This is a genomic window from Paenirhizobium cremeum, assembly GCF_022884085.1.
GTDB classification, from domain to species: domain Bacteria; phylum Pseudomonadota; class Alphaproteobacteria; order Rhizobiales; family Rhizobiaceae; genus Allorhizobium; species Allorhizobium cremeum.
This window is the reverse complement of the sequence record NZ_JAGGCS010000015.1, coordinates 110,084-129,528: the sequence shown is the minus strand read 5'-3', so window position 1 is coordinate 129,528 and position 19,445 is coordinate 110,084. Positions and strand designations below refer to the sequence as shown.

The following is a 19,445-nucleotide window of genomic DNA, read 5'->3' as shown; positions in this document are numbered from 1 at the left end:
GAGAGGTCGCATGGAGCTGAGACAGAAGCTGATACTGGCCTCGGGGTCGCCGCGCCGCCTCGACCTGCTGAAGCAGGCCGGGATCGAACCCGCGCGGCTGATGCCCATGGACCTCGACGAGACGCCGAAGAAGTCCGAGCATCCGCGCTCGTTGGCGCGACGGCTTTCGCTGGAAAAGGCGCGCGCCTGCTACGACCAGATCCGTTCGGATCTCCAGTGGAACGACAGCTACATCGTCGCTGCCGACACGGTCGTCGCGGTCGGCCGTCGCATTCTGCCGAAGGCGGAATATCTCGAGGAGGCGTCCTCTGCGCTGCACCTTCTGTCGGGCCGCAGCCACTGGGTGTTCACCGGCGTCTGCCTGATCACGCCGGAAGGCACCGTGCGCCAGAAGGTGGCCGAGACCAAGGTCCGCTTCAAGCGGCTGTCGGGCCATGAGATCGAAAGCTATCTCGCTTCAGGCCAGTGGCGCGGCAAGGCGGGTGCTTATGCGATCCAGGGCATCGCCGGTTGCTTCCCGCAGAAGCTTGTCGGCTCCTATACCAACGTCGTCGGGCTGCCGCTGTTCGAAACCCTGCAGATGCTGTCCGGCGAGGGTTTTGACGTTCAGGCGGGTTGGACGGAGGGCTGACATGAGTGACGTTTCGTCTTCGCGCTCGGCAAAGGTCGAGCCGCTGCGCAAGGCAAGGCCTTGTCCCGAATGCGGCAAGCCCTCGCAGCGTGAGCACTATCCTTTCTGCTCCGATCGCTGCCGCACGATGGACCTTTCACGCTGGCTGAAGGGCTCCTACGCCATCCCCGTCGTCGAGGACGAATCCAAGGCCGAAGACGACGGCCGCGGCTGATTTTTCCTTCCGCCAAGCTCCAAGGGGCGGCGGAAGCCATTCATTTGGCAGGGTTTTTCGGTAATTTTGCAAAGCTGTCAAAAAAGTGCCTTTTGGCGCTGGACATGGCCGAACAAGATGCTATAAACCGCCTCGCTTCCGGGGGAAACTTCTCCCCCGCCGGTCGGAAACCCCGCCGGATGGCTTCGCAAGAGCCTGATGCCCGGATAGCTCAGTTGGTAGAGCAGCGGATTGAAAATCCGCGTGTCGGTGGTTCAAATCCGCCTCCGGGCACCACTACTTCAAGCGGTATTTGTCTCACTAGTGGAAACTATAGATTACGTCGCGATTTCAGCGACTTAGCGGTCCGTAGTCGTAATGTTTTGCGGAAATTTCCGAGATTTTTCAGGCTTTGCTGGTGGCTTTATAGGCCTGTCTCAGAACAACTAGTTCAGCAGGCAAAAGTCTTCAGGTCGCTGGCTGCAGTTCGCTGTCTTGCTTGCTCGAGTGCGCAGTCTGGGGTGTGAATCTAATCCGCATGTCGACCTTTCATTTNTTTCAGGCTTTGCTGGTGGCTTTATAGGCCTGTCTCAGAACAACTAGTTCAGCAGGCAAAAGTCTTCAGGTCGCTGGCTGCAGTTCGCTGTCTTGCTTGCTCGAGTGCGCAGTCTGGGGTGTGAATCTAATCCGCATGTCGACCTTTCATTTTGACCTGAGCCCCTGAACTTCCTCCAGAATTTGGTAGAGTCCGTCGCAACCAGGAGACGGACGGCATGAAGCGTTCACGGTTCACGGAAGAACAGATCATCGGGATATTGGAGGAGCAAGAGGCGGGCGCGAAGACAGTTGATGTCTGCCGCAAGCACGGGATCTCGGATGCAACCTTCTACAAATACAAGGCGAAGTATGGCGGCATGGATGTGTCCGATGCCCGCAAGCTGAAGGCGCTTGAGGACGAGAACGCCAAGCTGAAGAAGCTGCTCGCCGAGGCCATGTTGGATAATGCGATCCTGAAGGACGTAGCTTCAAAAAAATGGTGACGCCCGATGTGAAGCGGGATGCGGTGGCTCACGTCTGTGCGCAGCATGGAGTGAGCCAGCGTCGGGCGTGCGAGGTTCTGTCGGTGGATCGGTCGAGCATGCGATATCGCAGCGTGCGGCCTGACGAGGCATCCATCCGTGAGGCGATGAAGAAGGTGGCGTCCGAGCGGCGGCGCTTCGGTTATCGCTGTATCCACGTCATGCTCGACCGGCAGGGGATCGTCATGAACCTGAAGAAGCTTCGGCGTCTCTACCGGGAGGAGAAGCTGACGGTGCGCAAGCGTGGCGGTCGAAAGCGGGCCTTGGGCACGAGACGTCCTCTGGCTCTGCCGTCGCGTCCGGGCGAGCGCTGGAGCCTGGACTTCGTCAGCGATGCCTTCACCGACGGTCGCCGCTTTCGGGTCCTGGCCGTCGTCGACGACTTCACCCGCGAATGCCTATGCCGGGTCGCCGATACATCCCTATCAGGCGCAAGGCTTGCCCGCGAACTGGATAGTCTCATCGCCAGACGCGGAAAGCCGAGGACGATTGTCTCGGACAACGGGACGGAGATGACCAGCATGGCCATCCTCAAATGGTGCCAGGAGACCAAGGTCGAATGGCACTACATCGCCCCCGGCAAGCCGATGCAGAACGGCTTCGTCGAAAGCTTCAACGGCAGCTTCCGCGACGAGTGCCTGAACGAGACGCTGTTCTCCTCGCTCGCTCAGGCCCGCGCCGAAATCACTGCATGGAAGGAGGATTACAACAACAACAGACCCCACTCATCGCTGGGCAATATCACTCCTAGCGAGTTCGCAATGAAAATGGCTATGGAAAAACAGGCCGCATGAGGCCAGATTAAAAACCCAAGACTCTCCCGAAAACTGGAGGGAGATTGGGTCTCAGGTCAAATTGGTTCAAGGCCCGACCTTTCGGATCCTGTGCACCTTCACGGAAAAAAATGTCGCTACCGCAACTGCCCCCGGGCGCCAAGTCCGGAATCCTGAGCAGACATCGTGCTGGTTAGCATCAAGCACTCGGGCCTTTGGAAGCTGCATCCGACGTCCGGTTGGCAAAGGCCTCGGCGTTGCGCGCTGCCTCGTCGGCGCGCAACGCCGCCTCTTCCACGGGACATCCCAGGGCGCGCAGGATCGCTCGCACGATATCCGGGACGGCCGTTGCATCTATCCGTCCGGCACTGAAGAGCCAGGAAGCCTGCTCGATGAACGCAACGACGATGCGGGCCGCGAGATCCACGGACCCGACCGCCAGATTTCCCGCCGACTGGGCCTGCGTCAGGTCGGCCTTCAGTCTCGCCTGGACCGCCGCTGCGACATCCGGAAGCGTCACTGCCGCACGGGCGGCAAGACGGGCATCGGTGGGCGCCGCTGCCAGATCGCGCAAAAGGATGGTCACGGCCGTCGCGATGCGGGTCAACGGGTTGTCGACCACCAAGCGCGCGGGTTCGAGCCGTTCGCTCAATTCGGCCAGCAATGCCTCTCCGAGCTCGGCCTCCAGGGCCTGAAGATCGCGAAAGTGGAAGTAAAACGTGCCCTTGGCAACGCCTGCGGCCTGGGTGACCGCCTCTACGGTCGGAGAGGGCGTGTCCGGGTCGGAAAAACAGGTCCGCGCCGCTTCAAGGATCGCCGCCCGCGTTCGTGCGCGCTTCGCCTCGCCGATCGCCGCCCTACGCTCCAGATTGATTCGTGCCATCACCGCTCCTGAGCCCGCACGTCTTCCCCGTGTGGTCTACAGTTCATCAGGGACAGCGGACGACGGGGACGGCGGATCAATTCTCATGGTCCGTGGCCGAAGCCGGGACCGCCGCCAATCCTAGTCTCGCCAGTGCAGCGGTCAATAGCGCACGGGTTGGCTTGGCCGGATGTCCCTGGCAATGCACGACGGGTGAAAGGGCTGCAAGGAGACGCGGGGCGCAGCCGACCCGCGGTCGCGGGCCGGCCTTCGCAACAGCGCCGGGGATGACCTTCGAGGCCAGCATCCCCCCGTCTCCTTGCATTCCGTGCCGGCTATTCGGCCGGAGTCTGTTCGGCGGCCGACGCATCCGTGGGAACCACGCGGTGGGCAAGCACGCGTCTCAAGGCCTCGCCGAGCACGCCCTGCGGGTCTGCAGCGGCTCCGCTGTGGCGCCAGCTGACCACCCGGTCGGGTCGCACCAGCACCGCTCCCTTGTCCGAGATCCCCCGGAACTGCGCCCAGGCAAGCCGCGGATCGAACAGATCGCCGTCGATATGGCCGATACGAACCGCGTCGATCGGCAGGCCGTGTTCGGCCGCAAGCGCAAGGGCGGCCGAACACCACGGCTCTCCCCTTTCGCCAGCGATCAGCAGGAAGCGGCCGGGCTTGACCAGATCCTTGATCGGCAGACGGTTGCCGGCTTCGTCGTCCAGCCATGCATGCGGCAGGGGGCTGCCGGGGAAGGTGCTGGGTTCATAGAGGCGGATATCATCGATCGCCTCCGGCAGGGAGGAACCGTCGGGAACGATCGCGGCCGACTGGTAACGATAACCGTACTCGACGTTCAGCTCATTGGCTTCCATGCTCAGGCGGCGAATGGCCCGAAGCGCACCGCTGCGGAACCCGGCATCGTCCGGTCGGCCGCTGAGGATACGCCGGAATTGCGCCCAGTTCTCCTCGGCCGACGCTGCCGGATTGAGGCCAAAGGCAGCGCCCGCCTCCATATGCGCCATGGAGTTCTCCATCGAGCGCTGGATGTTGCGCGCATCGACCGGACGCCGTTCTGCCTCATAGGTGTCGAGCAACGCCTTTTCTGCCTCCCCCTTGAGGACGGCCGCCAGCTTCCAGCACAGATTGTGCGCATCCTGGATGCCGCTGGTCAGGCCGAGACCTCCGGTCGGCGGATGGCGGTGCGCCGCATCACCCACCAGAAAGACACGTCCGGCTCGGAACTTCGACGCCAGCACACCTTCCAGGGCCCAGCGGGTCACCTTGTGCACCTTCATCGGCAGGTCGGGAATGCCGAGGGCAAGACGCATGGTCTGCTCGATCTGATCGTCGGTTAGATCCTTCGGCCCCTCGCCGCGATAGGTGACATGGAAGACCCATTCCTCGCTGTCCGGCCCCCAATGGTCCGGCCCCATCGGCACGAGCACGGCCATTTCTCCGATCGCCGGGCACCAGATCCAGCGGATGAGAACGTCCGGATCCTTCGCCAGCTTCGACAGGTCGGCCGAGATATGCGCCGTCGCGGTCTGGGCAATGACACCAAGGCCCTCATGGGCGATGCCGACCAGCCGGGGAATGGTACGGCCGCCGTCGCAACCCAGCAGGTAGCGCGCGCGCACTGTGTATTCCGAGCCGGTGTCGCTATTCAGAACCCAGGCAAGGACACCTTCGTCATCCTGCTCCAGACGCGTCAGCTCGTGGTGGAAGCGAACGCCACCCGGATTGAGCGCGTCCGCGCGCGCCTTCATGATCGGTTCCAGCCGTATCTGCGGCAGGTTTGCGCTGCGGCAGGGGCTCGCCTGGATCCAATTGACATTGGTGTAGCCACCGCCCCAGGTCTCGAGCTTTGCGATCAACCGTCCCATCTCCGGATCGGCGCCGGCAAACCCGGCATACCAGCCCATCGCGCTCATGTTCTCCGCCGGCGTGCTCTTGGCATAGATCGCCTCTGCGATCCCGACATCGTCGAGGATCTCCATGGTGCGCTGATTGAGCACATGCGCTTTCGGCAGGATCGATGTCGTCGGCAGGGCGCTGACGAGAAGCGTCTCGATGCCCAGCTGCGACAGCAGCATGGAACAAGTCAGGCCGGCGCCGCCGCCCCCAACGATCAGGACCGGCACGTCGATGTCGGCACGTTTTACAGGTGATACAGGGATCATTTCAGGTTCTCCTCCGATGTACCCGCCACAGACACCGCATCGCCAGCTTTGGTCGAAAGCATCAGACAGGTCGCCCTTGTCAGACCCCTCACACCCTCCACCCGCAGATCCGTTGCCCTTGCGCTCCTCTCCCAATTTAGAATTGACTTTACAGTCAAATTGAAATTACCGTCAATACGGAGTTGAGGGTTTGAGGAGGCCCGAGAGGAATGTCAGCACGGGACGACGTCGCGTCCGGGCCCTTCACGCCTGGACTTTGGGAAGATCGGCGTAGCCGGCGGGTGGGCCGTCCATGCTGAAAGATCGTTCGCGCATGCGCCGTCCGCTTTTTCGCGCCATCCTGCTTGCCTTGCCGAAAATGATGAACCACACGGCACGCCGCTTTCCGGCATTCGCCGAGCGCTTACGGCAACGGGATCTCGTCGCCTGGATCAGCCTCCAGGACAGAAGCCTCGGCCGGATCATCGAGATCCGGAACGGCCGGTTCTCTCACCCTCCCGGCGGCGCCCGGTGCGGTTGCGTTCTCTCCGATAGCATCTCTCTCGGAGAACCGAGGCTCGCGCCTTCCGCCGCTGCCGATCAGCACGGAGGCGCCGATGCGTGATGGCGATCCCTGCCGCTCGCAAACCGGCCGGCCAACACCGGGCGAGAAGAGCCTGGGCATGCAGGCCACACGCGTTCTCAGTGCCGCCGAAACCCTGTGCACACTCTATGGAATCGGGAAACTCAACGTCTGCGACATCGCCAGCCATCTCGGCATTTCCACGGCCAGCGTCTATCGGTTCTTTCCATCGAAGATGGCGCTCAACGACAGGCTGGTCGCCTGGATCCTCGACAGCACCTTTCCCTCCGGCCATCCCGAGATCGAGGCAATCGAGGCAAACGGGCGCGCGCAGATGATCCAGGCATTGCTGCTGGATCTCCATCGCCGGGCCGTGGCGCTCATGCATGAGAAGGGGAACCTCTTCGCGCTGCTCGCGGTCGCGGATGAAGGTCGCTGGCCCGCCTTCGAGGCCCACGTCACCCGCGTGAGAGAGGTCATCGCCACCCATGTGTCTGAGGGGGTACAGACCGGCGAGTTCCCTTTGACGAACAGTCTTCACACCGCCGAATGCCTGTGCGCAGCAACGGCTGCGATCTGGGAGCCAAAAGCGCTGAAGCACTGGCCATTGCGGCGAATGCTGATCACGGCGGAAGACCTGGTGGCCTTCAGCGTCGAGCCCCTTCGCCACGCGAGACTGGTGCTGAACCGATGACGACAGCGCCCCCGCCGGCGCAGCGGGCGCCGCAACCTTTCACGCCGACCCAAGGCCGCTCCGGCGCACCAACAGTTCAAGACCTCCTCGCTGCCGATCGAACGCCGCGCGGATCTACCGGGAGACCTGACCATGCCTGCAACACCCCCTGACGACTTCGGGCACCCGATCGTCGCTTTGCGCGATGTCGAGGCCTTCGAGCAAATGCCGCTTGCGCAGCGCGACCTGCCGGACAGCACCTATGAGGCCCTGGCGCGGGGTGCGGTGATCGCGCCGAATCAACCGGCGCTCTCGTTCTTTCTGCGGGCCGAGGACTTTCAGCGTCCCTTCGTCTGGACGCACCGGGAACTGCTCGCCGACATCACACGGGCGGCCAATGCCCTTCGACGGCTGGGAATCGGCCGTCACGACGTCGTCGCCTTCATGCTGCCCAATCTGCCCGAAACCCATTTCGTGATCTGGGGCGGAGAAGCCGCCGGCATCGCCTTTGCGATCAACCCGCTCCTCGAAGCGGAGCAGATTTCGGGGCTTCTGGTCACCGGCAGGGCAAAATGGCTCGTCACGCTTGCGCCGACGCCGGGAGCAGACATCTGGCAGAAGGCAATCCGGGCAGCAGCCGACGTGCCGAGCCTCCACGGCATCCTGACCGTCAGCCTCGCGCCTTATCTCGGTATGCCAGCCGGCCAGCCGCCCGCCGCCGTCGAGGGGCTATCCCTGCCGATCCTGGAGCTGCGACAAGAAATGGCAGAAGAACCGGCCGATCGGCTGACCTTCGAGCTGCCGCAGGGCAACGACATTTCCTCCTATCTGTGCACCGGCGGCACGACGGGACTTCCCAAGATCGCAGCGCGCACGCATTTCTCCGAAGTGTTCGATGCCTGGTCGAGCTGCGCCTTCATTGGCGATGCATTTGAACCGGGTAAGGCGATCTTCTGCGGCCTGCCGCTGTTTCACGTCAACGGGCAGCTGGTCACCGGTCTGATCCCCTGGGGAAAGGGCGCCCATGTCGTCATCGGCACGGGCCAGGGCTATCGCGCAGAGGGGCTCGTGCCGCGCTTCTGGCAGATTGTCGAGCACTACGGCATCGTTGCCTTCTCGGGCGTGCCGACCGTTTACGCGGCCCTGTTGCAGGTGCCCCTGGCCGGCCGGGACATTTCGAGCGTGCGCTACGGTTTCTGCGGCGCAGCGCCCATGCCCGTCGAACTGTTCCGCAATTTCGAGAAAGCCACCGGCATTCATATCCTTGAGGCCTATGGCCTGACGGAAGGCGCCTGCGTCTCGAGCATCAATCCACCCGAGGGCGAACGGCGTATCGGCTCGATCGGCCTCAGGCTGCCCTATCAGCGGATGGCGGTGGTCCGGGTCGATGAGGCCGGCGGCTTCGTCGGCTTTGCCGGCCCCGAGGAAGTCGGGGTGCTGGCCATCCGTGGGCCGAACGTCTTCGCCGGGTACATCAATCCGGAACACAACAAGGGGCTGTGGCTCGACATCGACGGCAAGCGCTGGCTCAACACCGGCGACCTCGCGCGCCAAGATGCGCAAGGGTACTTCTGGCTTACCGGCCGCAAGAAGGAGCTGATTATCCGCGGCGGCCACAACATCGATCCCAAGCTGATCGAGAACGCGGTGCAGGACCATCCCGCGGTGCGGCTTGCCGCGGCCGTCGGACGCCCCGATGAACGCGCCGGCGAGCTTCCGGTCCTATACGTTCAGTTGAAGGAGGAAACCAGCGCCTCCGAGGCGGAACTGCTCGCCCACGCCATCGACCGGATCCCGGAACGCGCGGCGCATCCGAAGGCGGTGCGCATCCTCGACGCCCTGCCCGTGACCGCCGTCGGCAAGATCTTCAAGCCGGCGCTGTCGATGCTCGAGATCGAGGATGTCGTGCGCCAGGAGGCCGCCTCCACCGGGGCCACGCTCATCTCCCTGTCGGTCGTTCAGGACGAAAGACTGGGGCTGCTTGCAAGGATTGCCGTCGAAGGCGACGCGGCCGCCCTACGCGAGAAACTCGGCGGCCACACCTTCAAGGTGCAGTTCCTGTGACAACCCGCAAAGAGAAAGGAACAATCATGATGACGACCATTCCCGCCGGCGCCCGCTCGCCTGCGTCGGCGAAATCCCGCACGGCCGGGCGCAAGGAGAGCCAGCCATGAACGCCACGGCCCGAATTCCGGTCACCAACCTCCAGCACCACGTCTTCTACGTGAGCGATCTGGAGCGATCGAAGACTTTCTATGTCAGGCTCCTCGATCTGCAGTTCTCCGCACTCAATCATCCCGACAGCAGCGCGGCGATGCGCTTGTCGCAACAGGAAATGCACTTCTTCTCCTTCGGCTTTCACCATCACGATCTCTGCATGGTGAAGCACCACAAGCTGAAGATGGACAACAACTCCATGCTGCATTTCGCGCTTGCGGTGCATGACCCGGCGGCCTTCGACGACGTCCGGCGCCGCGCGGGCGAGATGGGCCTGCCGATCCGCGAGGGCCGAATGCTTGCCTCGGCGCGTCCCGTGACGCGGGCCTTCTGCGTGCGCGACCCGGACAACCACTGGATCGAGATCATTGAGGAGCCGAGCAGATGACCCAGACCGATTTCGTTCCGCCGAACGTGCTGCCGTTCTACAAGCTGCGTTTCGCCGGCCTGCTGAAACGCAAATGGTTCCGTGAACTGGTGCTCTTGTGGCCGACCCTGACCAAGCGCCGCTTCTCCAACAAGACGGAGGATTACGGCGTCTTCAAACCCTCGCTCGTGTCCCACATCGGGCAGTTGTCGATCTATGTCCGCAACATCGAGCGGAGCCGCGCCTGGTACGAGAGGGTGGCCGGCATGATCCACAGCCGCACCTGCCCGCCCGAGCCGCATCCGTTCAAGCCGGACTGGCAGGTCCGGTGCTGCTACATGAGCGCGCTCGATCACGAGGAATGCCTGGTCCTCGTCGAGGAATACGACCCGTCCGGCAGGATCACCATACCGTCGGGCATGAGCTTCTTCCACTTCGCGCTCGAGGTGAAGGGAAACCGGCTCGAGGATGTCCTGGCCTTTGCCCGACAGCAGCAGGCAGACGGCTTCCAGCTGAACTACGGCCCTGTCCGCCACAATGGTGAGCCACCCCTGGGCGATGGCGAAACCGGCGGCAACGTCGCCTGCTACCTCTACGATCCCGACTGGCACAATGTCGAGTTCTGCGGCGCGATGGACACCATCGAAAACTACCGCGCTCGATACGGGGACCGCAGGGGCAAGGACCGCGCCTAGCGCCAATCGGCATCCCGAAACAAGGCAAGAGCGCTCGCAGGGCCTCTCTTCTTCGACATGGAAAGGAAATGACATGGTAGTCAGAGTGACGCGTTATTCCGTCGATGGTGCGACCGCATGGGGCATCCTGGAGAGCGACGCGATTGCACCGCTCGAAGGCACGTATTCGTCCACTGCCGATCTGCTGCGTGTTCCGACGGACGAGCTTCGAAAGCAAACCAGCGCGCAACGCTTGCCCTTAAGCTCGGTTGCGATCCTCAGCCCCGTGACCGCGCCGGCACAGATCGTCTGCCAGGGCCTCAACTATCTGGACCACGCGGATCAGTCGGGTCATGGCGCACGCCACAAGAACCTGCTGTTCATGAAGGCCGGCTCATCGCTCTCCGGCCCGTTCGATCCGGTCGTGCGGCCGGCCGGGTGCCAGATGCTCGACTACGAGGTTGAGCTTGGCCTTGTCCTCAAGCGCCCGCTGACTGCCGGCGATCACGTCACACGCGACAACCTCGGCGACTTCGTCGGCGGCCTCGTCCTGTGCAACGACGTCTCGGCCCGCGACATCATGTTTGGCGAGGCCTTTTTGCAGTGGTTCCGGGGCAAGAGCGCGCGCACCTTCTGCCCCTGCGGGCCCTGGCTGGTGATCCCCGAGCCGGAAGAGGTCGCGGATCTGTTCGACAGGATCGAGATCCGCCTCTGGCTCAATGACGAACTGCGCCAGAGCGCCCACACGCGTGACCTCATCTTCCCTCCGGAAGCCTGCCTCAACGACATCGTTTCCCTGATGGATCTGTCTGCCGGCGATCTCGTCCTGACCGGAACGCCGGGCGGCGTCATCCTGCAGGCGACCCCGCCTCTCGGTCAGATTCTGACGACCCGGCTGTTCAAGGATTCCGAGCGCCGGGAGGCGATCGTCACCGAGGCGACCGCGAATGCCCATTACCTCTCACCCGGCGACATTGTGCGCGCCGAAATGCGCACCGATGACGGCACCGTCGATTTCGGAACGCAGTTGGTCGACATCGTCGACGCCTGAGGCCGACGAACCGTCGCTGGCAGAGCCCCACCTCATCCATCCATGCAAGGAGAAAACGATGAACAGACCTTTCGCACCCAAAGTATTCCAGCTGGGATATGTCGCCCTCGAGACGCCGGATCGCGCGCGCGGGATCACTATGCCGAAACCATTGGCATGACCGAGACGGCCGTCGGCCATGACGGGGAAAGCTATCTTTCGATCGGCTACGACCACCACAATATCGTCCTGCGGCAAGCCAAACAGAAGGCCATCGGCCATCTCGGCTTCCAGCTCCATCCGGGCACCGACCTGAAGGCGCTGGTGGCCGAACTCGGCGCGCTGGGCCTCAGCCCGCAGGTGAAGTCAGACAGCCAGCCGGGCATCCGCGAACTCGTGGAGGTCGAGCCGGTGCGGGGCATCACGCTCCAGCTTTACACCGACATCGAGGCCCCGGCCCCCGGCTTCAAGCGAACCGGCGTTTCGCCACTGCGACTTGGACATGTGGCGGTGATTTCGGCCGACGGCCTGAAGTTGAAATCCTTCTTCACGGACATCCTGGGCTTCTGGTTCACCGACACCATTGCCGGCATTTCCAATTTCGTCACCTGCAACCGCGAACACCATGTCGTCAACATCGTCGCCCTGCCGGACAACCGGGTCCACCACATCGCGTTCGAGCTCAAGGAAAATGCCAGCCATGCCATGGCCTGCGACGTGCTCGCCGATCGCGGGCTCGCCGTGAAATGGGGTCCCTCGCGCCATACGGCCGGTCATAACATAGCCGGCTATCACTATGACCCCGATCAGGTTCTGATCGAGCTCTACACAGACATGGATGTGTTCATCCCGGAGCTGAACATGTGCGAGCCGCGACCCTGGCACGGCCACTATCCCATGACGCCGCGCGAGTGGAAGATCAGCGAACTCTCCGCCTGGGAAACGGACTTCGCCTTCAGCCTGGCGCAGGCCTGAGGGCGGCCACGGCATATCAACCAGCAAAGGTCAGACAGATCATGCAGCTCTTTCATGCACCGCGATCCTGTTCCGTTGGGATCCGCATTCTTCTCGAGGAAATCGGCGTTCCTTACCAGCTCGCCCTCGTCGACCTATCTACCGGCCAACAGCGCGAGCAGGCCTTCCTGGCCGTCAATCCCAAGGGCAAGGTGCCCGCACTGTTGCGTGATGACGGCACGGTGCTGACCGAGTTCCAGGCCATCGCGCTCTGGCTGGCCTGGTCGTTTCCCGAGGCGGAACTGCTTCCCCGGGAGCCCGACGCCGCAGCGCGGGTCATCGAGGCACTGGAATTTATCGTGGGCACCGTTCACATGCGCGGCTTTGTCCTGGCCTTCATGCCGGGCAAGTTCGTGTCATTGTCGGCCGCCCAGGAGGAGTTGCGCGCCCACGGGCTCAAGGTGATGAGCGAAGGCCTGCGTCATGTCTCGAAGTCCTTGGGCGAGGCTCAATGGCTTTCGGGCTCCCGGCCAAGTGTGGCCGATGCCGCCCTGTTCTACGTCACGTCCTGGGCCAAGGCTTTCAACATGGATCTGCCCGTCAAGCTGAACGCCTTCTTCGACCGGATGCTGAAGCGCCCGAGCGTCATCCGGGCCATTAACGCGTCCTTCAACTGACTCATTTCCGGACGCGTCAACGGAGCGTCGGAGCCGGCAAGCGGTCGCCGGCCCTTGCCGCTGTCTCTCTTTGGTCCAGAATAGGCGCTTGTCGCAAACCGTCGACCACGCCGACTGGCCGAATCGTCGTCGAATGGCGCCAGACCCACCAGGCTCGCGACCTGTTCCCGTGACGTGGTGCCGAGCTCCGGCATGCGAATGATCAGGATCAGTGCGGCCCGATGCCCGGGACTGTCAGGTTAAGGTCAAGATGTTGCCTGAGGTCGTCATGAACCTTGAGGGCCGCAAGCGATGTCTTGCTGAGCTGATTGCACCATGGCTTGAGGAGATGGATTCTGGACGCTTGTGCCTAACGGTCCGAGCGCCGTCACTGGGTAAAACAGCGCGATTGTTGACATTACTCGTCAGGTTGGCTGAAATCGCCCCCCAACAAGGTTGATCTGCCGCATGCGTCGTATCTTGAAATAACAAGGTTGGTAGCGAGGCTGTTCAATCCCTGTGCTCAACCCTTCCTTCCGCGTAGCAATTCGGTTCGCTTGTCGGGCTTGGCAGTCTTGCCAGGCCTGTCGCAAACTGTCCGATAGGACAAGACGATCCATTAAGCGGCCGCCTCTTTACGCTTTGTTAACTTTTTGAAGTCCGAAGAGGCGCGCGAGCAGATCATTCTGATCGTTGACGGTCCAATCGTTGGTGAAGCCGAACCCCTTCCGCAGCCACAACATCGCCTCGAAGCCGGCAATCGTTCGTCGCGCGGTTTTGAAGGATTGAAAGCCACCGATCTTCGACATGTTCTTCTTCACTCGGAAGTGATCGCTCTCGATCCTTTGCTGTAGATGCTTGGTGACATAATGTGCCGGGTCTGGATGCAGGGGCCCGTCATCGACGGCCGTTTTGATCGTTGAGGGGAACGTATTGGCACCGTCGGTACCGATCTTGCCCGGCGACAGCAGGGGCTCGTCCTTCAGCATCTTGCGGAAAAACCGCTTGGCAGCATCGAGGTCGCGCTTTGCCGTTAGCAGGAAGTCGACCAGATTTCCGTGCTTATCGATGGCGCGGTACAGGTAACGCCACTTGCCGCGGATCTTGACGTAGGTTTCGTCAATGCGGACCGAACCGCAATGGGGTCTGCGGAACTGGCGCAGCCATTTCTCTATCATCGGCGCGTAGGCAAGGACTGGATAGCGCAAGTACCAGGCAACGGCCTGAACAATGAGCCATTGCCTCGAAATGCCGCCCCTTGAAGTCATCCTTCGATTGGCGCTTCAGCTTTTCGGCAATGGCATTCAGAATCATGGCTACGCTCCGCTACATTGGGAGCGGGAATTTCTCCGCTGATGGTCAACAGGCCGTTAACCAAGAAAATTTGCGACAGGCCCCCTTCACCTTCAATGACAATGGCGGCATTGGCGACGTGACGGCCGTTTATGGTGGTCTCCAGCAGCCGGGCAATCCGCTCCCCCCCGGAGATCATCCGTCTGACCGGGATTACAGATGACATGCTCACCGGTCAGGCAATCGACCTCCTGCGACTGAAATCTCTTATCGAACCGGGCGATCTCATCATTGCCCATAATGCCGGCTTCGATCGCCCGTTCTGCGAGGCCTTGTCGCCGGTCTTTACCAACAAGGCCTGGGCCTGCTCCGTTTCGGAAATCGACTGGTCGGCGCGAGGATTTGAGGGAAGCAAGCTCGGTTATCTTGTGGGACAGTCGGGATATTTCCATGAAGGACATCGTGCGGTCGACGATTGCTTCGCGCTGCTGCAGGTTCTCGGACAGGCAGGGCCGGATGCTGTCGGGACACCATTTGCGGAACTCCATCAAGCCAGCCAGTCATCGCGGGTGCGCATCTATGCGGAAAACAGCCCGTTCGACATGAAGGATCACCTCAAGGCGCGCGGTTATCGCTGGTCGGACGGTTCCGATGCTCGCCCGAAATCCTGGTGGGTGGAGTTGCCGGAAGAAAGGCTCGATGAAGAACTGCATTTCCTGAGATCGGAAATCTACCGTTGGGACGCCGATCCGCCAGTCAAGTACCTGACGGCCCTCGACAGGTTCAGAGCGGGCTCATGAGCTATGCCTGGTGATTTCGGCCCATGGCAACGTGGTGAACATGCATGCCCCGGCTTGTGGGTGAGAACCTCCGGCAGCGGGTTGGGTCAGTGGAACCCTGACCCGATGCTCACCTTAGCGGCCCGCTCTTCCGGCTTCGGTCGTTTCGGCTCGGATCTCGCAAGATCCTGCATCAGCGACATCATCGCCATCTCGAGACAATAGGTCGAGAACTCGAGATTCATCGTCTTGGCCCGCTGGCAGGCGTAAGACACCATCCGCCCCAGGGCGAGCAGATCTTCCTCGTCGCCCGCCTCAGTTACCTCAAACACCCGCATATCGGCCTCTCGCAATGTGCGCCCGGACGCAGCACCATGCCGCGTACCGGAACTAGAGCACACAGGGCGTCACGCGAACGTCACACGGGTGTGACGTGATACAGAAGGGACTGAACGTTTAGGGATGCTTTGCGTCGCCGGCGGTAGCGGCCGCCTTGCCGAAACCTTCTTCCGCCTCCGCGAAAGCCTTGACCAGGGCGACGACCTGCCGACGGATATTCTGGTCCTTGATCTTGAAAAACGCCTGGTTGAGCGCAAACCCATCCTGCGATGTCAGGAAGGTCTGCAACTCGCTGGCTTCGGTTCTCTGTTGGGTCTGGGGTGGAGTGGCCGCCCCCGGTGCGCTCTGGAAAAAGAACGCGGCATCGACACCGAGGATCTTTGCGATTGCCTGAAGGCGCGAGGCTCCGACGCGATTGGTGCCCTTTTCATACTTCTGGACCTGCTGGAACGTGATCCCCAACTGATCGCCGAGGGCCGACTGACTGATGCTTAAAATCTTGCGGCGCAGCTTGATCTGCATGCCGACGTGAACGTCGATGGGATTGGGGTTTTTGGTCGACATGTCTATTCCTCATTCTGGCAACGCCTGGCGACGATATCCTCGTTGAGAATTTTATGAAAGTACAATCTATCGATGCAGGAGACTTCACTAAAGTGTTATGCTTTTCCGTGCGATGGGCATGTCCATAACCGGTGAATTTCGTTGCCTGCTGATAACCTTGGACGCGCAACGGAGGGCGCCATTGCGGCTTGCAAGACGGCTCCATCCGGAAACGGGAATGACATCGAAGCCCAGCTCTTCCCATATCCCTGCATTTGCCCGGTCATAATCTTCAAGCGGTTCCAGATCGCCGAACTGCGGTAGCCACATCAGCGGCTTCCGGCGCCCCGGGCGCAGTCCGTTCTCCACGAGGACATTGTTGTAGAGCCGCGGCAGGCGTTTTCCGCTATCTAATGCTATGGCGACAGGGATCGGGTTGCGAAGCACTGCGAAGCCCTGACGGATCAGATGGGTCACCGAGGCATCCAGCTGCCGCCGCAGGTTTTCGAAGATACCGTTCGGCGGGCTTGCCGGTGCGTCGGGTTCGCCGACCAGCAGCAGCGGTCGGCCATCGCGTTCCAGGCCGGTCACCGAGACGAACTGATCGACATGAAAGCCCACCTGATGAAGGCGACCGGCGAACGGGAGAGATCCCGTGGCGTCTGTCGATGCCATCGGCGAGAGGTCCGCCACCTGATAGCCGAAGATCCTGATGGGACGATGATCCACCTCGGTGAGGATGGCCGGCCCTTGAAGTCCCGCGGCATCCCCGGTTTGAAGGCCGTTCGTCCTCATGCTCGACCATCCGACCAGCCGGAAGTCCGGACCCACAAGCTGGTCGCCGCCGGCAAGATCGATTGCGACAGGGACGGTGGCGGCGCCGATAGCATGCGCCAGGTGACTGGCGACCACATTGTCCGGCCTCGACAATATCTCGACGGCTCCGGTGTCGTGCGTGCGCACGTGGAAGAAATCCTGGATCCAGGGGCTGGGAACGCCGCCGGTGTTACCGCCAACCGGGATCAGCGTCAGTGAACATCCGGGCTTCAACCGGGCGAGCCATGTCTTGGCGGCAGGCAGCACGTTTGAGCTTACGACAACGAATGCCGTCACCTCTTGGGGAAGTGTGGCGATCAGATTGCCGATCGGCACCAGGAGACCGTCGTTACGGTCGTGCACGCTTTCGAGAAGAACATCAGGGATGGCGAAGGCGATCTGCTGGATGATACCGCCGCAGTCGGACACCAGTGCTGGCTTTCGGCAGGGAGAGTGCATCGAGCCTTCTTTTCTCAACTCAGACGGTCGGCGAGGTTTTGAAAGAAGATCGTATTCTGGAACGACCAGCTAACCGGCTGCAGTTCGGGCGGCGGATCATTTCTCAGTGTATCGAGCAATTCAAGGGCGTCCGCACGTTTGACCGACCTGGCATTCTCGGCGAGAGTTCGCGCCATCTCGATCCCGAACCCCGCCTTTCCGGCAATCGACCTCCAGGTCCGCTTGGAGAAATGCAACGCACTTGCTGCCGCCATCAGGGATGCGGTATCGGCGGGCTCCATGCTGGCAGAAAGTCCCTGGATCGTTGCCTCGGCATCGACGAGAGCAATCGTCACGGGCTGATATCCCAGCTCCCGAGGGGCGTGGCTGACGGCGACGTCTGCATCCGACGCCCTGTCTCCCGACCGGTAGGATCGGAAAATCTCGCCGATGCCGGTCATGCCGAAAGCCTCGCATTCGGCTGCCCGTAGCGCTCCCATGCTGGCCGCGCCGAATACGGCAACCCCGTGGGAGAGAGCGTACAGGATCTCCTTGTGCCAGACTGCAGCGCAATCACCATAAAGCCCGTCGATGAGGCCGATCCGTCGCACACCCTTACGCGTTGCTGCCAGGATATCGCCGGCGACGGCCGGCGGCCGGATGGAGAAGTTGTAGCGGGGTGCGAGATCCAGGCCATAGGTCGAGGGACCGGCGAAGACAATTGTTTCCATCGATCTAGGGCTCCATGAACGTGTTCAGGGCACTTACGGAAAAGCGGCTTATCGATCCAGCTGGGGACGAGAGGCCGCTTGCGAGAACGCGCGCGACCTTGATGCCCGGTTCCCCGCTTTCAAGCGGGAATACGTATATGTCCTCCACCCCGCTTGCCAGGAGATGGGCTGCGAGGCGCTGCCAGTGTGCTGCGGAAGCGCCTGCCGAGATAAGCTCGCCCCCTTCGGGCATCATTGCCGGCAGCGTCTTTTCTTCTTCCCGAATGGATGCGGCGAGATTGCCGCAATAACGGGCGGGCGAAAGGTCATCGCGAGCGCCGCTGATATCGGTGAGCCGCGACTGCACCGCTTCAAGAAGAGCGACCGTTGCTGCCTCGAGGGGGTTGAGACGGCAGGCCACACCGGCAGCCGTCCGCATTCCCGGACCATCCTGCGCCACAAAATGCCTTTCGATGCTGGCCATGATGACCGGCACGCCGTTTCCGGTTGTCAGATCATGGAACTCTGCCCTCAGTTCCGCCTTGTCGAGGCGATCAATCAAACCATCCAGGGACGGGTCAATAGCAGGCGGAATGCTTACTCTGCGTGTCCTGACGGAGCGGGTGTCCATCGCATCGATCAGAAAACAGGCGTCGTGTTCTATGAGTTCGAGAAGCGCATGCAATATGGCGCGATCGCAATCGAAGCCGGCCGCAAGCCCGAGCGAACTCATGCGAAACGCCCGCCGGTCCCATGGGAAGCCTGCGCGGAAGTCGAGGCCTATGAGCTCGTAGGGTGCAAGCACGTCCTCTCCGGTTCGAACGGAAAAACCTCGCACCCAGGCCCGTTCCCGGTCCTGATCGAGGCAATCGACATCGACGCGGGAAAGCCGTTCCAGCGGAACTGTGGACGTGTGCCGCGCCGACATGGTTCTGACAGAGCCATATTCGCAGACATGACGTTGCGTATCTTCGGCGACGGCGCCCTCGATCGCTTCCATGATGGCCGACAGGCGTGCCTGCCTGATGGTGATGCCTTTGCCCTGGGAAACGGAAAGGCCTCGAGAATTGGGGCGAGTGGCAAACCAGACCGGAATACCGATCGTGTCCAGTCCGGTTATGTCGCCGACACGCGTGATCCCGAAGCGCCTGAGCGTCTCGGGAGCCGGTTCCGCTGGCTCGAGCGCCTCTGCGCAGTCGGGGCCACCGATCTCCACGCCCGCGCCGCTCGCTTCGATCGTCACTTACGGAGTTGTGTTGGGCGTGTCTGAGAGAATTGCCTCAAACAGGTCGCCGGCCGCCGTTCCGCTCGGGCCGACAGCGCGAAGTGCAGACTCGATCGGAAGCTGGATGACGCGGTTGAAATCCCATCCCGCATCGACCACTTCGCCGACGAGTGCGAAATCCGCTTCCGAAACCGTGGCCCCGCCGGAAATCAGCGCCTCGATGCCCTGGATCTGGACTTCATCGAGCGCTGTGTCGGGCTTGCCGTCCTGGCTTGCCATCATGGCCTTGGCCTTCGCGGCAATCCGGGCGTAACCGTCGACGCCTGGATGACTGGCCTCATAGGCGGTAATCACCTCGTGAGACACCGTTGCGGCGCGAAGCGGCGATGTCCTCAAAACGAGCACACCAAAGCCCTTCTTGCCGATGACGTAGAACTGCGAATTCGTCATGGTAAAA

The 19,445-nt window shown here is 61.9% G+C and carries 19 protein-coding genes, 1 tRNA gene and 2 pseudogenes; 13 read left to right on the top strand and 9 right to left on the bottom strand.

What is annotated here, in order from left to right:
• Nucleotides 1–10: 10 nt before the first annotated feature.
• The 4 genes from J5N58_RS22190 (at nt 11) to J5N58_RS22175 (ending at nt 2,697) form a co-directional block, all read left to right on the top strand.
• Nucleotides 11–631, top strand: a complete 621-nt coding sequence (locus J5N58_RS22190) for a Maf-like protein (protein WP_112831974.1) — start codon at nt 11–13, stop codon at nt 629–631.
• 1 nt (nt 632) lies between these two features.
• Entirely contained in the window at nt 633–845 is a 213-nt protein-coding gene (yacG, locus tag J5N58_RS22185) for a DNA gyrase inhibitor YacG (protein ID WP_113444395.1), read from the top strand.
• 200 nt (nt 846–1,045) lie between these two features.
• A tRNA-Phe gene (locus tag J5N58_RS22180) sits at nt 1,046–1,121 on the top strand.
• A gap of 476 nt (nt 1,122–1,597) precedes the next feature.
• Nucleotides 1,598–2,697, top strand: a protein-coding gene (locus tag J5N58_RS22175; protein ID WP_112831289.1) for an IS3 family transposase whose coding sequence is annotated in 2 segments (ribosomal slippage) — nt 1,598–1,850 and nt 1,850–2,697 — 1,101 coding nt in all. Because the reading frame shifts where the segments join, the coding sequence is not laid out codon by codon here.
• Between the two features lie 178 nt (nt 2,698–2,875).
• On the opposite strand, the gene J5N58_RS22170 is transcribed toward J5N58_RS22175, so the two are convergent.
• Nucleotides 2,876–3,559 carry a TetR/AcrR family transcriptional regulator gene (locus J5N58_RS22170; protein WP_112831288.1) on the bottom strand — a complete coding sequence of 228 codons (684 nt, stop codon included), beginning with the start codon at nt 3,557–3,559 and terminating at the stop codon, nt 2,876–2,878.
• Between the two features lie 314 nt (nt 3,560–3,873).
• Nucleotides 3,874–5,712, bottom strand: coding sequence for an FAD-dependent monooxygenase (locus tag J5N58_RS22165; protein WP_113443883.1), 1,839 nt, complete (start codon nt 5,710–5,712; stop codon nt 3,874–3,876).
• A 292-nt stretch (nt 5,713–6,004) separates the two neighbouring features.
• Here J5N58_RS22165 and J5N58_RS22160 point away from each other — a divergent pair, with 292 nt between their 5' ends.
• The 8 genes from J5N58_RS22160 (at nt 6,005) to J5N58_RS22125 (ending at nt 12,866) form a co-directional block, all read left to right on the top strand.
• A complete protein-coding gene (locus tag J5N58_RS22160; protein WP_112831286.1) occupies nt 6,005–6,316 on the top strand; it encodes a hypothetical protein in 312 nt (103 codons plus the stop codon).
• A complete protein-coding gene (locus J5N58_RS22155) occupies nt 6,309–6,968 on the top strand; it encodes a TetR/AcrR family transcriptional regulator (RefSeq protein ID WP_244713092.1) in 660 nt (219 codons plus the stop codon). Before J5N58_RS22160 ends, J5N58_RS22155 begins: the two co-directional genes overlap by 8 nt.
• Before the next feature lie 132 nt (nt 6,969–7,100).
• Nucleotides 7,101–9,011: an acyl-CoA synthetase gene (locus tag J5N58_RS22150; RefSeq protein WP_113443882.1), complete on the top strand. Its 1,911-nt coding sequence runs from the start codon at nt 7,101–7,103 to the stop codon at nt 9,009–9,011.
• 106 nt (nt 9,012–9,117) lie between these two features.
• Entirely contained in the window at nt 9,118–9,552 is a 435-nt protein-coding gene (locus J5N58_RS22145; protein WP_112831284.1) for a VOC family protein, read from the top strand.
• Nucleotides 9,549–10,226 carry a VOC family protein gene (locus J5N58_RS22140; RefSeq protein WP_112831283.1) on the top strand — a complete coding sequence of 226 codons (678 nt, stop codon included), beginning with the start codon at nt 9,549–9,551 and terminating at the stop codon, nt 10,224–10,226. The genes J5N58_RS22145 and J5N58_RS22140 overlap by 4 nt, the downstream gene beginning before the upstream one ends.
• A gap of 73 nt (nt 10,227–10,299) precedes the next feature.
• Complete coding sequence (locus J5N58_RS22135; RefSeq protein WP_112831282.1) at nt 10,300–11,256, top strand: fumarylacetoacetate hydrolase family protein; 957 nt, start codon at nt 10,300–10,302, stop codon at nt 11,254–11,256.
• Nucleotides 11,257–11,412: 156 nt separating this feature from the next.
• Complete coding sequence (locus J5N58_RS22130) at nt 11,413–12,210, top strand: VOC family protein (RefSeq protein WP_244713090.1); 798 nt, start codon at nt 11,413–11,415, stop codon at nt 12,208–12,210.
• 41 nt (nt 12,211–12,251) lie between these two features.
• Complete coding sequence (locus J5N58_RS22125; protein WP_113443880.1) at nt 12,252–12,866, top strand: glutathione S-transferase family protein; 615 nt, start codon at nt 12,252–12,254, stop codon at nt 12,864–12,866.
• Between the two features lie 614 nt (nt 12,867–13,480).
• Here the strand turns inward: J5N58_RS22125 and J5N58_RS22115 are convergent.
• A pseudogene (locus tag J5N58_RS22115) lies at nt 13,481–14,159 on the bottom strand (IS6 family transposase).
• Nucleotides 14,160–14,244: 85 nt separating this feature from the next.
• On the opposite strand from J5N58_RS22115, the pseudogene J5N58_RS22110 reads away from it, so the two are divergent.
• Nucleotides 14,245–14,938: pseudogene (locus tag J5N58_RS22110) on the top strand (3'-5' exonuclease); the annotation flags it as partial.
• A gap of 86 nt (nt 14,939–15,024) precedes the next feature.
• Here the strand turns inward: J5N58_RS22110 and J5N58_RS22105 are convergent.
• The 6 genes from J5N58_RS22105 to J5N58_RS22080 form a co-directional block, all read right to left on the bottom strand.
• Nucleotides 15,025–15,249, bottom strand: coding sequence for a hypothetical protein (locus J5N58_RS22105; RefSeq protein WP_162708364.1), 225 nt, complete (start codon nt 15,247–15,249; stop codon nt 15,025–15,027).
• Nucleotides 15,250–15,373: 124 nt separating this feature from the next.
• Nucleotides 15,374–15,820 carry a helix-turn-helix domain-containing protein gene (locus J5N58_RS22100; protein ID WP_112831276.1) on the bottom strand — a complete coding sequence of 149 codons (447 nt, stop codon included), beginning with the start codon at nt 15,818–15,820 and terminating at the stop codon, nt 15,374–15,376.
• An 87-nt stretch (nt 15,821–15,907) separates the two neighbouring features.
• Complete coding sequence (locus tag J5N58_RS22095; RefSeq protein ID WP_244713087.1) at nt 15,908–17,074, bottom strand: hypothetical protein; 1,167 nt, start codon at nt 17,072–17,074, stop codon at nt 15,908–15,910.
• A 14-nt stretch (nt 17,075–17,088) separates the two neighbouring features.
• Nucleotides 17,089–17,784: a TfuA-like protein gene (locus J5N58_RS22090; protein ID WP_112831274.1), complete on the bottom strand. Its 696-nt coding sequence runs from the start codon at nt 17,782–17,784 to the stop codon at nt 17,089–17,091.
• Nucleotides 17,785–17,788: 4 nt separating this feature from the next.
• Complete coding sequence (locus J5N58_RS22085; protein WP_244713085.1) at nt 17,789–19,006, bottom strand: YcaO-like family protein; 1,218 nt, start codon at nt 19,004–19,006, stop codon at nt 17,789–17,791.
• On the bottom strand, nt 19,007–19,438 hold the full coding sequence (locus tag J5N58_RS22080) for a hypothetical protein (protein ID WP_112831273.1): 432 nt from the start codon (nt 19,436–19,438) through the stop codon (nt 19,007–19,009).
• Between the last annotated feature and the right edge of the window lie 7 nt (nt 19,439–19,445).